Origin of the sequence: Chelativorans composti, assembly GCF_039541695.1 — a bacterium.
Lineage (GTDB): Bacteria > Pseudomonadota > Alphaproteobacteria > Rhizobiales > Rhizobiaceae > Chelativorans > Chelativorans composti.
Window position 1 is genome coordinate 1 of record NZ_BAABGS010000072.1, and the last position, 14,593, is coordinate 14,593.

Genomic DNA, 14,593 nt, shown 5'->3' on the forward strand with positions numbered 1-14,593 from the left:
GCACCGCGCGCTCGCGCACTTCAGGGGAAAACTTGTTCGTCGTCTTGCTCATGATGCTCCATCCTACTCAGGAGTTGGAGCCTCCGGCAAACCCGGCGCGGTTCATAGGATCAATGATGGGTGACCCCTCGGGAGTCTTTGAACGCACAATCAATCCGAGCTCCTCCATACGCTGCAATGAGCGTTGGACCGTCCGAACATTTACATCCATTCGTTTTGCTATAGTTGTAGGCCGCGGATACGGCTTCTGCTCTACGTACCACCAATACATCAGTATGTTTAGAAGAACCACCAAATCAGTAGCAGAAAGCCCCATTGCACCCTGCTGCTTAAGCAAGATGTCGGGCACAGCCTGGACCCCCCCCCTTGGCTGCATCACCCCATTTTTCTTCAATGCGAGACAATGGTTCATCAAGCATCGCTGTGGCTCGTTGTTTGGTCACTTGAACAAAATAAAACGAACGGTTGTTTGAATCAAAATATCTGTTTTATTACGCGACATCTATGTCGCATTTTCTTGACGTGTGTGTGTCGCATCTGTTTTTGGAGAATGCAGAAACGTGCTCGCCAGCCCAAACTTTGGAATAGGCCGTCTACGGCTCAGCTTGATGGGAAACCTGGTGCTGCCGGTGAGGATTGAACTCACGACCTCACCCTTACCAAGGGTGTGCTCTACCACTGAGCTACGGCAGCAGGCCGGTCGGGCCGGACTGTCAGCGCCCCCAAAGCAGGAGAACGTTGATTTCGGCGCGGCTTCTGCCATATCGGTGCGCCAAGTGCAACCTCTCTTGTAACAAATTTCAGGAGAATTTTCCTTTTTCCGAATTTGAAGGCTGCGACCATGAGCTCCAAACCCTTGAACAAGCAGGATTCCGAGCGTCAACAGCGACTTGCCGAGGCATTGCGCGCCAACCTTGCCCGCCGCAAGGCGCAGGCTCGCGCACGCCGTGAGGGTCAGCCCGACGATCGCGAGGATGGAATTCCCGCTGCCGGACAGGAATCGGAAAAGGACTGATCGCGCGTCTTGACGTAGGCGCCGATCCGTCCATGTCGTCGCCGCGGCTGGTTTCTTTGCACGTAAAGCATTTGCATACTGTCAAAGCTATGGGTTGAACCCAATACGGCGTTGATCTAGGAACGTTCGACTGCGCACAACCCGCGCCAGAGGAAAGAGAATCAGATGGATCGAATTCGCATCCGCGGCGGTAACGTTCTCAACGGAACCATACCGATCTCGGGAGCCAAGAATGCGGCTCTCCCGCTCATGATCGCCTCGCTGCTGACTGACGATACGCTGACCCTGGAAAACGTTCCGCATCTCGCCGATGTCGAACAGCTGATCCGCATCCTCGGCAACCACGGCGTTGATTATTCGGTGAATGGCCGGCGGGAGAATCAGGGCAAGGGCTATTCCCGCACCATTCACTTCACTGCCCGCAGCATCGTCGACACGACAGCCCCCTACGAGCTGGTGTCGAAGATGCGCGCCAGCTTCTGGGTCATCGGTCCGCTGCTCGCCCGCACGGGCGAGGCGCGCGTTTCGCTTCCCGGCGGTTGCGCCATCGGCACCCGTCCGGTGGACCTTTTCATCGAGGGCCTGAGCGCCCTGGGCGCGGACATCGACATCGACAGCGGCTATGTGGTCGCCCGCACCCGCAAGGGGCTGGTCGGCACCCGCTATCGCTTCCCGAAAGTATCCGTGGGCGCCACGCATGTGATGCTGATGGCGGCTTCGCTGGCCCAGGGCCAGACGATCCTGGAGAACGCCGCCCGCGAGCCGGAGATCGTCAACCTGGCCGACTGCCTGAACGCCATGGGTGCGAAGATTCACGGCGCCGGAACCTCCACCATCGTCATTGACGGCGTGACCTCCCTCTCCGGCGCGCGCCACCGCATCATTCCGGACCGCATCGAAACCGGCACCTATGCCATGGCGGTTGCCATGACCGGCGGCGACGTTCTGCTGGAAGGAGCCCGCGCTGATCTCCTGGAAAGCGCCCTGGAAGTCCTGAAGCAGACGGGTGCTGAAATCACGCCCACCAATTCGGGCATCCGCGTGATGCGCAACGGCTCCGGCATCGCGCCCGTGGACGTGACGACCGAGCCCTTCCCCGGCTTCCCGACCGACCTGCAGGCCCAGTTCATGGCGCTGATGACCAGGGCGAAGGGCCAGTCGCGCATCACCGAGACGATTTTCGAGAACCGCTTCATGCACGTGCAGGAGCTCGCCCGCCTTGGTGCCAACATCACCCTCAACGGCCAGACCGCGATCGTGGAGGGCGTGGAGCGGCTGAAGGGCGCTCCCGTCATGGCCACCGACCTTCGCGCATCCGTCTCTCTCGTCATCGCGGGCCTTGCCGCGGAAGGTGAGACCACCGTCAACCGCGTCTATCACCTCGACCGCGGTTTCGAGCGGCTTGAGGAAAAACTCTCGAACTGCGGAGCCGAAATCGAGCGCATCTCCGCTTGACCTTCGCGTCGGTCCGTGGAACCCGTATCTGTTAAGCGGTGTACCGGTTGAGAGTGAGCGTCGGCGATGGATTTCCTGAAGCTGGTTGCCTTTGACCAGGACGATCTGAAGATACTCGCAGCCCACGTTCAGGATGCGCTGATAAAGGTTGGGGACCTGGAATATCTTGCCCGGCAGAAGCGATTCGCCATCCCCATGAACCGTTTCGCGTGGGAGAAGGTGGAGCGGAAGATCTTTCGCCGCCCCCGCTACCGGCGCCACCAGAGCGTGCTGGATTTTGGCCGCATTCTTTCGGTCCGCTCCCGCGGCATTGACAGAACCAAGCCGTCGGAGGTCCTGTCCCTTCTGACCCTTCATTTCGTCAAGAAGGAGCCGCCTTCTGGCACGATAGAACTTGTTTTTTCCGGCGATGCCGCTCTGCTGCTCGATGTGGAATGCATCGAGGCCCGGCTTGCCGACACAGGTGCGGCGTGGGAAACCGCCTCCCTGCCCCGCCACGACGATTGAGGAAGGACTTTAGATGACGACCAGGCTCTCGACGGCCGACAGCAACTTTGAAGAGCTCTTCGCCCGCTTCCTGACCACCAAGCGCGAGGTTTCGGAGGAGGTGGGCGCCGTTGTCGCCGAGGTGATCGCGCGCGTTCGCGACGAGGGCGATGCCGCCGTCATCGACTATACCCGCAAGTTCGACCGCTTCGATCCTGCTGCAACCGGGCTGCGCATCACCCGCGAGGAGATCGAGGCGGCCTACGAGGCGGTGGACAAGCCCACGGTCGAGGCCCTCAAGATCGCCCGCGACCGCATCGAGGCGCACCATACCCGCCAGCTGCCGGAAGACCTGCGTTACCGCGATGACATCGGCGTCGAGCTCGGCTGGCGCTGGACGGCGGTTCACACCGTCGGCATCTACGTGCCGGGCGGTCTCGCGAGCTATCCAAGCTCGGTCCTGATGAATGCAGTGCCCGCGCGCGTGGCCGGCGTGGAACGCATCGTCATGGCGGTTCCGACGCCGGACGGCGAGCTCAATCCGCTGGTTCTCGTGGCCGCTGATCTTGCTGGCGTGACCGACATCTTCCGCGTCGGCGGCGCGCAGGCCATCGCCGCGCTTGCCTACGGCACCGAGACCATTCCCGCCGTGGACAAGATCGTCGGCCCCGGTAACGCCTATGTGGCCGCCGCCAAGCGCCAGGTCTTCGGCAAGGTTGGCATCGACATGATCGCCGGTCCCTCGGAGGTGCTGGTTGTGGCGGATCCGGACAACGATCCCGCCTGGGTGGCTGCCGACCTGCTGGCCCAGGCCGAGCACGACACCGCCGCCCAGGCCATTCTCATCACCACCGACGCGTCCTTCGCCGCCCAGGTGGAGGAGGCCGTGCGCACCCAGCTCACCACCCTTCCCAAGGCGGATATCGCGTCCGCGAGCTGGCGCGACTACGGCGCGATCATCCTCATCAGCGACATGGAGGAGGTCCCGGCGCTCATCGACCGCATCGCTCCTGAGCATCTCGAGCTTGCGACTGACGCAGCGGAGAACATCCTCGCGCGCATCCGCAACGCGGGCGCCGTCTTCCTCGGCCGCTACACGCCGGAGGCCCTGGGCGACTATGTCGCCGGCACCAATCACGTCCTGCCCACGGCGCGCTCGGCGCGCTTCTCGTCCGGACTCGGCGTGCTTGATTTCATGAAGCGCATGTCGCTGCTCCGGGCTGGCGTGGACCAGCTTCGCATCATCGGCCCTGCCGCCATCGCCCTCGGCCGTTCCGAGGGACTGGATGCGCATGCCCGATCCGTCTCCATAAGGTTGAACGTGTAAGGCAGGTCATGGGACAGCGGGACCCCGGCAAGGCGCGCCTGATAGACGTCGAGCTGGACGAAACGATCGGCCGGGCCCCGCCGGACATCGAGCACGAGCGGGCCGTCGCCATCTTCGACCTGGTGGAAGAAAACAGCTTCAGCCCGGTCAATGACCCTGACGGCGGGCCGTATAAGCTGCGCATCTCGCTTGTCGACAAGCGTCTGGTGCTGCGCATTACCCGCGAGAACGACGAGGAAGTCATCACGCACATCCTGTCGCTGACGCCGTTCAAGCGGATCGTGCGCGATTACTTCATGATCTGCGAGAGCTATTATCAGGCGATCCGCTCCGCCTCGCCCAGCCAGATCGAGGCGATCGACATGGGCCGCCGCGGCCTCCACAACGAGGGCTCGCAGCTGCTGATGGACCGCCTGAAGGGCAAGATCGAGGTGGACTTCGACACGGCGCGCCGGCTGTTCACGCTGGTCTGCGTCCTGCACTGGCGGGGCACCTGATGGCCGGATCGGACATTCCTGCCATTCCACCGGTCGTGTCGGCGGACACCACCGAGAAACGCAAGCCGCCCCGTTCGCTGCTGTTCCTCTGCGGCCGCAATTCCATCCGCTCGCCGATGGCGGAGGCTCTGGCGCGTCGGGCGCTTCCGCCGACCACCTTCATCACCTCCGCCGGCGTCAAGCCGGGCGAGCCTGACCCGTTCGTGGAGGCCGTGCTCAACGAGGAGAACCTCAGCCTCGGCGACCGCCTGCCCCAGGATTTTGAGGAACTAGAGGACACCTATTTCGAGGTGATCATCACCCTTTCCCCGGAAGCGCACCATCGCGCGCTGGAGCTGACGAGAACCCAGGCGGTGGAAGTGGAATACTGGCCGACGTTCGACCCCTCCGTCGTTGAGGGAAGCCGGGAACAGAAACTCGATGCTTATCGTGACCTTCGCGAATATTTGAAAGCAAATATCGCCAACCGCTTTTCTTGTGACTAAATATACTGTTGCGAGTATTATTACGAGTATCGTGCCCGTAGCGGCGCACGTCTGACCGCCGGCCGGGCGCAGAAACAATCCGGTTCACAAACGGATGCGGATGGAGTAGGTTCCGCGCCAACTTTTGCACCGGGTGCGCGCCCGTGGGCGGTCGCCGGGTTTATCATGGTTCAACACAACTGAAGGTACAGGATGCCAAAGGAAGAAGTCCTTGAATTTCCGGGTGTGGTCACCGAACTGCTGCCCAATGCCACGTTCCGGGTCAAGCTCGAGAACGATCACGAGATCATCGCTCACACCGCTGGCCGCATGCGCAAGAATCGCATCCGCGTGCTGACCGGCGACAAGGTTCTGGTCGAGATGACGCCGTACGACCTGACCAAGGGCCGCATTACTTACCGCTTCAAGTAACACCAGCGCGGCCCCCGGATCGGCATGAGTGCAACGTACCGTCTTGTTCTGGCCTCGGGTTCGCCGCGGCGAGTAGAGCTTCTGCAGCAGGCCGGCATCACGCCGGACCGACTTGTTCCCACTGACATCGACGAAACGCCTATGCGGGCGGAGCATCCCCGTTCGCTGGCCAAGCGGCTTTCCGCCGAAAAGGCCAGGAAGGCTCTCGAGCGCCTGCAGAAGACCGGCGAGGCGGAAGGTTGCTTCATTCTGGGGGCGGACACCGTGGTTTCCGTGGGAAGGCGCATCCTCCCAAAGGCGGAAACCCGCGACGACGCAGCAAACTGCCTGCGCCTTCTGTCAGGCCGCGCCCATCGCGTTTACACGGGCGCCTGCCTGATCACGCCATCCGGAAAGGTGCGGCAGAAGATTGTCGAGACACGCGTACGTTTCAAGCGCCTGTCCGAGGAAGAGTTGAACCTCTACCTTGAAACCGGCGAATGGCGCGGCAAGGCGGGCGGCTATGCCATTCAGGGCATCGCCGGCTGTTTCGTCGTCCGCCTGGTCGGCTCCTACACGAATGTGGTGGGCCTTCCCCTTTATGAAACGCTGGGGCTCCTGAGCGCTGATGGCTTCAGGATCTACCAGAACTGGCTCTCGCCGGAACGCATCTGAAATGACTGACAACAACACCGAGAAGGTCGTTCCGCTGCGCCCCCGCCGCTCCTGTCCGGAGTGCGGCAAGCCCTCGGACCGGCAGTTCTTCCCGTTCTGCTCCGGGCGCTGCAAGGACATCGACCTCAACCGCTGGCTGTCCGGCTCATATGTGATCCCCGGCCGCCCCGTTGACGAGGCGGACGAGGAATAGCGTCATTGACCGGACAGCGGTTGCCGGTCTTCTTCTGGCCTCCGCAACAACCGGGCAGAGCGCTGTTTCAGGGATAGTGGCCACCGGCCTTTCGTCTGGAGCCGCATACCCCCCACCGATCACGCCCGCCGCCGGGGGATCTCCATGCGCCTCTTGCGCGCCTGTTCGGACAGAAGGGTCGTCGGATCTTCCAGGATGGAAATTTCGTGCGCGCGATCCAGGTCCCGGCGCGAAATGCCGAGGTCGTGAAGCTGCCAGTCTTCCATCTCGTCCAGGCGGGCCAGTGCCAGGCGGCCCGTTACCAGCTTCTTCACGCGCCGGGCCACGGCCGCCAGCCTGGCGCCCAGATCCTGAAGTCTCCAGCCGGAAACCAGCTGGTCCAATTCCTGCGTGTGCATGGTTTCGCCTCCTGTCGCGGGCCTCGACGAGCCGAAGCGGGCGCTCCGGTCGCGGCAGGGGAACTTCTCGCACATACGGATTGATAATACGAACGAATGTTTTTAATATTATCCATCAAAATGGATGAAGGCGGCTACCATGTCCGCGCCCCTCGATCTGGACCAGCTCCGCACTTTCGTGGCAATCACCGAGACCGGCAGCTTCACCCGCGCCGCCGAGGAAGTCTTTCGCACCCAGTCGGCGGTATCCATGCAGATGCGCCGTCTTGAGGAACGTCTGGGCCGCCCCCTGTTCGAAAAGGACGGTCGCCTGAACCGCCTGACGCCTGACGGCGAGAAGCTGCTCGTCTACGCCCGGGAGCTGCTGCGGCTCAACCAGGAGACTCTGGCTGCCTTCGACGAGGAAAGCCTCGAGGGTCACATCCGCTTCGGCATGCCGGACGACTACGCCGATCGCTTCCTGCCGGAGATCATGACGCGCTTCTCTCAGTCCAACCCGCGGGTCGAGATGACAATCGTCTGCGAGCCGACTTCGAGCCTCATCAGCCAGGTTCAGCAGGGCACGCTTGATGTGGCGCTGGTCACCGACCACCCGCCGGCCCAGGTGGTCCGGCGCGAACCCCTGCTTTGGGTGGGCTCGGCCAACCACGAGGCGCACCGCCGCGCGGTCCTGCCGATGGCCTTTGGCCGCCCCTCCTGCACCTGGCGACGCCATGCCTGCACCGCACTTGAGAAGGTCGGGCGGGCATACCGCATCATGTTCACAAGCCACTCGGCGACGGCCCTCGCCGCCGCAGTCCTTTCCGGAGGAGCTATCACCATCATGCCGGAATGCTCGCTGCGTCCCGGCATGCGCGTGCTGGGCGAGGCGGACGGCTTTCCCCCGCTGCCTGAGTGCCGCATCGGCATTGTCCGCCGTCCCTCGGCTGATACGGAGATCATCAATGCGATCACCCGCCATATCGCCGAGAGCCTCGACAACATCTCGGCCACACTGATCGAGCACGCCGACGACCTGAGCGGAGCGCTGCGCATCCGCCGCGCCCGCCGCGCGGTTCCGGAAAACCTCGTCACGAGCTGACGTGCTGACAGCCTCCGCGGTGAGGAAGCAGCACGCAATCGGCTGCCGCCCGATCCGCCGGCACCCGGCGCCCCGCCCTGCAGCACAATCGCGGCATTGCTTGACCGCCGGGGTGTCATTAGGGTCAATCGAACCATGGACGAGTTGCAGCCCACCGATTCGCGTTCCAATGCCGTGGAGTTCTCGGTCAGCGAGCTTTCGCTGGCCCTGAAGCGCACGGTGGAGGATGCTTTCGGCTACGTACGCGTCCGCGGCGAGATCTCCGGCTACCGCGGCCCTCACTCTTCGGGCCACTGCTACTTTGCGCTCAAGGACGAGCGCGCCCGTCTGGAGGCGGTAATCTGGAAGGGAACGTTCGCAAGGCTCAAGTTCCAGCCTCAGGAGGGCCTCGAGGTCGTGGCCACCGGCCGCTTGACCACCTTCCCCGGTTCGTCCAAATACCAGATCGTCATCGAGCAGCTCGAACCCGCCGGCGCCGGCGCCCTGATGGCGCTATTGGAGGAGCGCAAGCGCAGACTGGCCGCCGAAGGTCTCTTCGCCGAAAGCCGCAAGAAACCCCTGCCCTTCCTGCCGCGCGTCATCGGCGTCGTCACCTCGCCCACCGGCGCGGTGATCCGTGACATCATCCACCGCATTACCGACCGCTTTCCCCTGCATGTCCTGGTCTGGCCCGTGCGGGTACAGGGCGAGACAACGGCCCAGGAAGTGGCGAACGCCGTGGCAGGCTTCAACGCGTTGGGCGATGACCCGTCCCTGCCGCGCCCCGATGTCATCATCGTCGCCCGTGGCGGCGGCAGCCTGGAGGACCTCTGGGGCTTCAACGATGAAGCCGTGGTGCGGGCCGTCGCTGCCTCCGAAATCCCCGTCATCTCGGCCGTCGGCCACGAGACGGACTGGACCCTGATCGACCTCGCCGCCGACCGCCGCGCGCCGACCCCCACCGGCGCCGCCGAAATGGCGACCCCGGTGAAGGCGGATCTGGAAGCGATCCTTGCCCGCCTTTCGGCGCGGTTCAAGAGCGCCATCTCGCGTGACCTCGACCGCCGGCGGCAGACGCTGCGCTCCACCGCGCGCGCCATGCCCTCGCCCGACCAGCTCTTCGCCCTGCCCCGTCGCCATTTCGACGAATGCGCGGCCCGCCATGTCCGAGCCCTGGACATGCTGGTGCAGAAGAAGCGCCTGCGTTTGAATGGCGTGCGCCTGTCGCCAGCCACCCTTGCCCTGCGCCTTACCGAGGCGCGGCGCAGCCTTTCCCAGTGCGGCACCCGCCTGCCGGTCGTATTTCAGAACCAGCTGCACCAGCGCCGCATCCGCCTCGACCGCGATGCGGCCCGCGTCACCGCGCGCGGACTGCTCGACCGCATCCGCTCGGCGGACGAGCGTCTTGGAAACCTCTCCCGCCGGATGGACCGCGCCGCCGAACAGCGGCTGCGTTCTTTCCACACCGTGCTCGACCAGCACGAGCGGCTGATGAAGTCGGTCTCCTACCAGGCGATCCTCGATCGCGGCTTTGCGCTGGTCCGCGATGCCTCCGAAGCGCCAATAAAGCGCGCGGCCGACATTTCCTCCGGCCAGGTCCTCAACATCCAGTTTGCCGACGGCCCGGCAACCGCCATCGCCGGCACCCGCCCCGCCGCACCCAAACCCACCCCTGGGCGCAAACCTTCCCCGTCGAAGGATGACGGAGGACAGGGGAGGTTGTTTTGAGGGGGCCAAGACAATTCAGCCCTGGTACAGAGGCCAGCGAACCTCGATGTGCTGTTGCATTTCATGCAACGCTTCATACTCTATGATTGGAAAGTCGCCGTGCTGATCCGAACTGTCACCGGATGGTGCGCGTGCCTGGCAATCGCCGGGATAAGGCAGCGGGGCGCAACGTCTTATCCGAACTCCCAGACATCCTGAATTCTTGGTGCCTGCATCTGCCGCCATCGATCGGCGTCGGTTCGCTCTCTTCTATACGATCGCGTGATCGCGCCTGTACACATGTCCGCCATCTGCGAACCGGTGAGCAGATTGCGGCCAGATACCCACCGGTGATTGTAAGGAGAGAAAAGCTCTGCGGGAAATTGATGGTACGGTTGGGTGGATTCGAACCACCGACCTCAGGAGCCACAATCCTGCGCTCTAACCAACTGAGCTACAACCGCCCGGCTTCTTGCCCGCGTCCTTACGAGCAATCGTTTCGATTTGCAAGACCCTGAAATCACGAACGCGCAATTGTCGCGATAAATTATGGGAAAATATCCGGAACTGCGCGGTTTCCGCCGCTCTGGAAAATTTGCGGGCGAACCGCCCGCTCGAGCATAGCCCACCATTCCAGACGGGAATCATTCGCGGACAAGAAGACGGCAGGGATTCGCCCGCATCGGACGGAGTCACCTGCCGTGATTGGAGAGCCTGTCTGGAGCAACTTCAGGGAAATGGGAACGTGTTCAGCCGTGCTTCAGGCCAGCGGTGAACATGTCCTGGAGCGGCCGCACGAGCTCGTTGATCGCCCGCTCGGACAGGGCCTGGAAGTCCCTTGCCCGGCGCACCGCGACATCCATCTGATTGCGCAGGAACGAGCCCTGCAGCTCGACCACTTCATCCATCGACCTTGCTGCCACCAGCGCCTTGAACTGGTCCAGCCCGGCCTCCGCGCTCTCGCGCAGGACGTTGAACGAGGTCATGGCAACGTCGGCCCCGAGCACCTGGGCGTTTTCCACTGTCTTGTCGAATGCTTGGCGCATCTCGCCGGCGCCGAATGCGCCGTCCGCACCTGTCGCATTCTCCTTATCGGAATTGCCTGGCTTGCGTCCGGTCTTGTTCATGGCATGAACCTTTCTCTCGGTATGCCCCTTCGCCCGCAGTGGCCTCAATATAGTGCCGGCCATTGTGCGCTGCAATATGATTTCCGCATCGCACAATCACAAGGCCGGCGTTAACCAATGCGATTGATCATGAGACGCAAACCCATGAGTTTTCTGGACGTTTGGGCTTTGGCGCTCTATTAACAACTCGTTAAGGCAGGCAAATTTGGTCCTGACCGATTGGTGAACCGATATGGCGCGAGTTTATCCATTCCTCGACATTACCGTGCTGGACGGCGTGCGGGAGCGTTTTGCCGCGGGGGATGCGCTTGTCGTTCTGTCGGAAGACCTTGTCCGGATCATATGGGCAAATGGCTCCGGCGCACAGCTGCTCGGCTTCTCCGGCATAGAGGACGCGTTGGACCAGGACCCCGGCCTTACCGCCGTCGCGCGCCGGCAGATCTCCGCCCTGCCAGGGTTCCCTGCCATCGGTGAGAACAGACCGGTGGCCGTACGCCTGCATAGTGGACTGTTCTTCTTTCAGGCGAGCGCCATCACCCTGCCGGGTGGCGAGCACGCTATTCTCCTGGCCCAGCCTGCGGCTGAAGAGGCTTCCGACGCCGAGCGCGCCCGGCGCGCCGTCGCGGGCATTGTTGGTCCCGGCCAGTTCGCCGCTCTCGTGGACGAAAGCGGTTCCGTCCGGGCGGCCACGCCCGGCTTCAACACGCTGAAGCTGGACAATGCCGTCATCGGCCCGCTGCTCGACGACCTTCGTGCAAGTCCCGCGCGACTCTTGAAGCGCCGCGTCTCGGCCATTCGCTCACTTCCCATTGGGATGGCCCGCCTGCGGGACGAAGACCCTCTATTTCTGCTCCTGGTTGTCGATGACGGTGAGGAGCAGGCGGTGACGCCCGAACCTGTCCGGATGGCGGCTCCGACCGCAGCTCAGGCGGCAGCCGTACCTGAACTGCATCCGGCCCGCAGCCGCATTCCGGCCGCCAATCCGTCTGTCCCCGTACCCGCCAGCCTGGCGGACTCGAAGGAACGCATCGTCCGCTTCTCCTGGCGCACCGACGCCGACGGACGCTTCACCAGCATTTCCCCGGAGTTTGTCGAAGCGGTCGGGGAACCTGCGGCCGACATCATCGGACGCACCTTCCGCGAGGTGTCCAACGCCTTCGGCCTTGATGTGGACGGAACCATTCAGCGCCACATGGAGCGGCGCGACACCTGGTCCGGCTGCTCGGTCATGTGGCCGCTGGCGGGCCAGCCGCTCAAGGTTCCCGTTGATCTGGCGGGCTTGCCCGTTTACGGACGCGGCAGGGTCTTCGAGGGCTTCCGCGGCTTTGGCGTCGTCCGCCTCAGCGACGCGGCCGATGATCCGGAAGGTATCGGCCTCGTCTTGAAGACCGCGCCCACCCCTGTAGAAACCACCTCCCTGGAGCAGGCGCCCGGCGAGGACGGCGAGCAGACCGAACACTACAGGAAGCTGCCCATTCTTGACGAGCTTCTGTCCGACCCGTTCGAAGGCGAGCGGCCCGCTATCGCCATCCCGAAGGAGCATTCGCGCCGCGCTGCGGACAAGTCCGCCGCGCCCTCCGAAGGTGGCAAGTCCTACGGGCTGACCCCCGCCGAACGGCTTGCTTTCCGGGAAATCGGTGAACGCCTGCGCCGCGCGAATGCCGAACTCGCAAGCCGGGAGGAAGAAGAGGCCCCCCAACCCTCGGTCGAGGAAGAGGCCGAACCCGTTCCGGCGACCGGCCCCACCCGGGAGCCGGCGCCTACCGCTGACGCCGGCGCTCCGGCATCCGTCGGGACGGATGCGGGTTCTGTACCGCAGGAACATCCCGAACAGGATGCGGAGATCTTACGCGCGCAGACCGAAGAGCAGCCCACCAGCGAGGCGCTTACCTCATCCGTATCCGAACCCATCTCCAGCCAGGATGAAGCTCCCGCCGCGAAGCAGGCTGAAGCGATCCCGCCCGCTACCGAGCTTCCGGCCTCCCCTGGCGCAGAACAGCCTTCTCAGGAAAGAGCGCCCTCGGAGCGGCCCCGTCAGGCACGTTCCCTGCTGAGCCTTGTTCCCTCGGAAAAGCCTGCCGACGCGGCACGCGGCGACACCGCGCCAGACGCAGCGGCCCGTGGCGAAAATGCTCCGTCCGCTGCCGACCGCGTGGAATCACAGGCTGCACCCTCGCCCGCCGACGATGTCCGCAACCTTCTCGCGCACCTGCCCGCGCCCGTACTCATCCATTCCGGCGACGTGCTACACTATGCCAATCGCGAGTTCTTCCACCTGACGGGCTATGCTGACCTTCAACAGCTCGAGGCGGCAGGTGGCATTGGCGCCCTGTTCGACGCGGGCACCGATCTGAAGGGCCAGCACGATTCCACCCTGTCCCTGCGGACGGCCACCGGCAGGATGGTGCCGGTCCAGACACGGCTGCAGTCCATCCCGTGGAACGGCGGCAAGGCTCTCATGCTGTCGCTCCGCCCCATGGCCCGCAGTCTGCTCGCCGAGAGCTACGGCTGGGAGCAGTCGCCCTTCGGTCTCACCATCCGGGAGATGCAGGCCATCGTCGACACGGCGGCCGATGGCGTCATCCTCATCGGCAGTGATGGCGAGATCCGTTCCATGAACGCACCTGCCGAGGCGCTCTTCGGCTATGATGCCGAGAACGTCATCGGCAAATCCTTCGACGTGCTCTTTGCCATCGAGAGCAAGCGCACCGTTCGCGACTACATCGCGGCGATGAATGAGGGGGGCGCGAGCAGCATGCTCAACGACGGCCGCCACGTGATCGGCCGCGAGACCCACGGCCGTTTTATCCCGCTCTTCATCACCCTTGCCCGCCTGCCGGACGACAAGGGCTACTGCGCGGTCCTGCGCGACATTTCCTACTGGAAGCGTATCGAGGAGGAACTCACCCAGGCCCGTTCGCAGGCCGAGCGGGCTTCCTCCCAGAAGAGCGATTTCCTTGCCCGCGTGAGCCACGAGATCCGCACGCCGCTCAACGCCATCATTGGCTTCGCCGAGCTGATGATCGACGAGAAGTTCGGTCCGGTCGAGAACGACCGGTACCGCGACTATCTCCGCGACATCCGCCGCTCCGCCAGCCATGTGCTCGAGCTGGTGAACGACCTGCTCGACATTTCCAAGATCGAGGCTGGCCAGCAGGACATGCAGTTCGAGCCGATCTCGCTCAACGAGGCCCTGGAGCAGGCCGTCGCCATGATGCAGCCGCAGGCCAACAGCGAGCGCGTCATCATCCGCTCGAGCTTCGGCACGCGCATCCCCAACGTCATCGCGGACCTCCGCAGCATCCGCCAGATTGCGCTGAACCTGCTGTCGAACGCGGTGCGCTACACGCCAGCGGGCGGCCAGATCATCGTCTCCACCGCCTACCAGCCCGACGGCTCGGTGGTCCTGCGCATCCGCGACACGGGCATCGGCATGACGCCTGCGGAACTCGAAGAGGCGCTGAAGCCGTTCCGGCAGATCAATGCCCTTGAACGCCGCCGTGGCGACGGCACCGGCCTTGGCCTGCCTTTGACGCGCGCGCTCGTCGAAGCCAACCGCGCCTTTTTCTCGATCAACTCCACCCCGGGCGAAGGCACGCTGGTCGAGATCACCTTCCCGCCGACCCGGGTTCTGGCTGACTGAGGCCGGCGGCGCCCGCGCCGCAGCGGGTCGCAGTCGAGCGGACAAAAAAAGAACGCCTTGGGTGGGGGGAAGGCGTTCAAAGGTGGGGAGGTACTGTTAATGCAGAAGCTTGCAGGGGTCTGGCGGGGAAACCTC

The 14,593-nt window shown here is 63.7% G+C and carries 15 protein-coding genes and 2 tRNA genes; 12 read left to right on the forward strand and 5 right to left on the reverse strand.

Going from position 1 to position 14,593, the window contains the following annotated elements:
- Positions 1–67: 67 nt before the first annotated feature.
- Positions 68–412, reverse strand: coding sequence for a helix-turn-helix domain-containing protein (locus ABD906_RS16130; protein ID WP_378188707.1), 345 nt, complete (start codon positions 410–412; stop codon positions 68–70).
- A 206-nt stretch (positions 413–618) separates the two neighbouring features.
- Positions 619–693, reverse strand: a tRNA-Thr gene (locus ABD906_RS13130).
- 148 nt (positions 694–841) lie between these two features.
- Between ABD906_RS13130 and ABD906_RS13135 the strand changes: the two genes are divergently transcribed.
- The 9 genes from ABD906_RS13135 (at position 842) to yacG (ending at position 6,523) form a co-directional block, all read left to right on the forward strand.
- Positions 842–1,015, forward strand: coding sequence for a hypothetical protein (locus tag ABD906_RS13135; protein ID WP_345099872.1), 174 nt, complete (start codon positions 842–844; stop codon positions 1,013–1,015).
- Positions 1,016–1,180: 165 nt separating this feature from the next.
- Positions 1,181–2,470: a UDP-N-acetylglucosamine 1-carboxyvinyltransferase gene (gene murA, locus ABD906_RS13140; RefSeq protein ID WP_345099873.1), complete on the forward strand. Its 1,290-nt coding sequence runs from the start codon at positions 1,181–1,183 to the stop codon at positions 2,468–2,470.
- Positions 2,471–2,536: 66 nt separating this feature from the next.
- Positions 2,537–2,977 carry a DUF2948 family protein gene (locus ABD906_RS13145; protein WP_345099874.1) on the forward strand — a complete coding sequence of 147 codons (441 nt, stop codon included), beginning with the start codon at positions 2,537–2,539 and terminating at the stop codon, positions 2,975–2,977.
- A gap of 13 nt (positions 2,978–2,990) precedes the next feature.
- The gene (gene hisD / locus ABD906_RS13150; protein WP_345099875.1) at positions 2,991–4,283 is read left to right on the forward strand and encodes a histidinol dehydrogenase; all 1,293 of its coding nucleotides are present in this window, start codon (positions 2,991–2,993) and stop codon (positions 4,281–4,283) included.
- 8 nt (positions 4,284–4,291) lie between these two features.
- Positions 4,292–4,780: a UPF0262 family protein gene (locus ABD906_RS13155; protein ID WP_345099876.1), complete on the forward strand. Its 489-nt coding sequence runs from the start codon at positions 4,292–4,294 to the stop codon at positions 4,778–4,780.
- Positions 4,780–5,265 carry an arsenate-mycothiol transferase ArsC gene (locus ABD906_RS13160; protein ID WP_345099877.1) on the forward strand — a complete coding sequence of 162 codons (486 nt, stop codon included), beginning with the start codon at positions 4,780–4,782 and terminating at the stop codon, positions 5,263–5,265. The genes ABD906_RS13155 and ABD906_RS13160 overlap by 1 nt, the downstream gene beginning before the upstream one ends.
- A 192-nt stretch (positions 5,266–5,457) precedes the next feature.
- Entirely contained in the window at positions 5,458–5,676 is a 219-nt protein-coding gene (infA, locus tag ABD906_RS13165; RefSeq protein WP_345099878.1) for a translation initiation factor IF-1, read from the forward strand.
- 24 nt (positions 5,677–5,700) lie between these two features.
- Positions 5,701–6,330 (forward strand): Maf-like protein, encoded by a 630-nt coding sequence (locus tag ABD906_RS13170; protein WP_345099879.1) that lies wholly within the window; start codon positions 5,701–5,703, stop codon positions 6,328–6,330.
- A gap of 1 nt (position 6,331) precedes the next feature.
- Complete coding sequence (gene yacG / locus ABD906_RS13175) at positions 6,332–6,523, forward strand: DNA gyrase inhibitor YacG (protein ID WP_345099880.1); 192 nt, start codon at positions 6,332–6,334, stop codon at positions 6,521–6,523.
- Between the two features lie 119 nt (positions 6,524–6,642).
- Here the strand turns inward: yacG and ABD906_RS13180 are convergent, their stop codons facing one another.
- Complete coding sequence (locus tag ABD906_RS13180; RefSeq protein ID WP_345099881.1) at positions 6,643–6,921, reverse strand: hypothetical protein; 279 nt, start codon at positions 6,919–6,921, stop codon at positions 6,643–6,645.
- A gap of 139 nt (positions 6,922–7,060) precedes the next feature.
- Between ABD906_RS13180 and ABD906_RS13185 the strand changes: the two genes are divergently transcribed.
- Both ABD906_RS13185 and xseA read left to right on the forward strand, forming a co-directional pair.
- Positions 7,061–8,002 carry a LysR substrate-binding domain-containing protein gene (locus ABD906_RS13185; RefSeq protein ID WP_345099882.1) on the forward strand — a complete coding sequence of 314 codons (942 nt, stop codon included), beginning with the start codon at positions 7,061–7,063 and terminating at the stop codon, positions 8,000–8,002.
- Between the two features lie 135 nt (positions 8,003–8,137).
- Positions 8,138–9,709 carry an exodeoxyribonuclease VII large subunit gene (gene xseA, locus ABD906_RS13190; protein ID WP_345099883.1) on the forward strand — a complete coding sequence of 524 codons (1,572 nt, stop codon included), beginning with the start codon at positions 8,138–8,140 and terminating at the stop codon, positions 9,707–9,709.
- Between the two features lie 366 nt (positions 9,710–10,075).
- On the opposite strand, the gene ABD906_RS13195 is transcribed toward xseA, so the two are convergent.
- Together ABD906_RS13195 and ABD906_RS13200 are read right to left on the reverse strand one after the other, a co-directional pair.
- A tRNA-His gene (locus tag ABD906_RS13195) sits at positions 10,076–10,152 on the reverse strand.
- A 285-nt stretch (positions 10,153–10,437) separates the two neighbouring features.
- On the reverse strand, positions 10,438–10,815 hold the full coding sequence (locus ABD906_RS13200) for a phasin family protein (protein ID WP_345099884.1): 378 nt from the start codon (positions 10,813–10,815) through the stop codon (positions 10,438–10,440).
- A 232-nt stretch (positions 10,816–11,047) separates the two neighbouring features.
- Between ABD906_RS13200 and ABD906_RS13205 the strand changes: the two genes are divergently transcribed.
- On the forward strand, positions 11,048–14,458 hold the full coding sequence (locus tag ABD906_RS13205) for an ATP-binding protein (RefSeq protein ID WP_345099885.1): 3,411 nt from the start codon (positions 11,048–11,050) through the stop codon (positions 14,456–14,458).
- Positions 14,459–14,593: the final 135 nt, after the last annotated feature.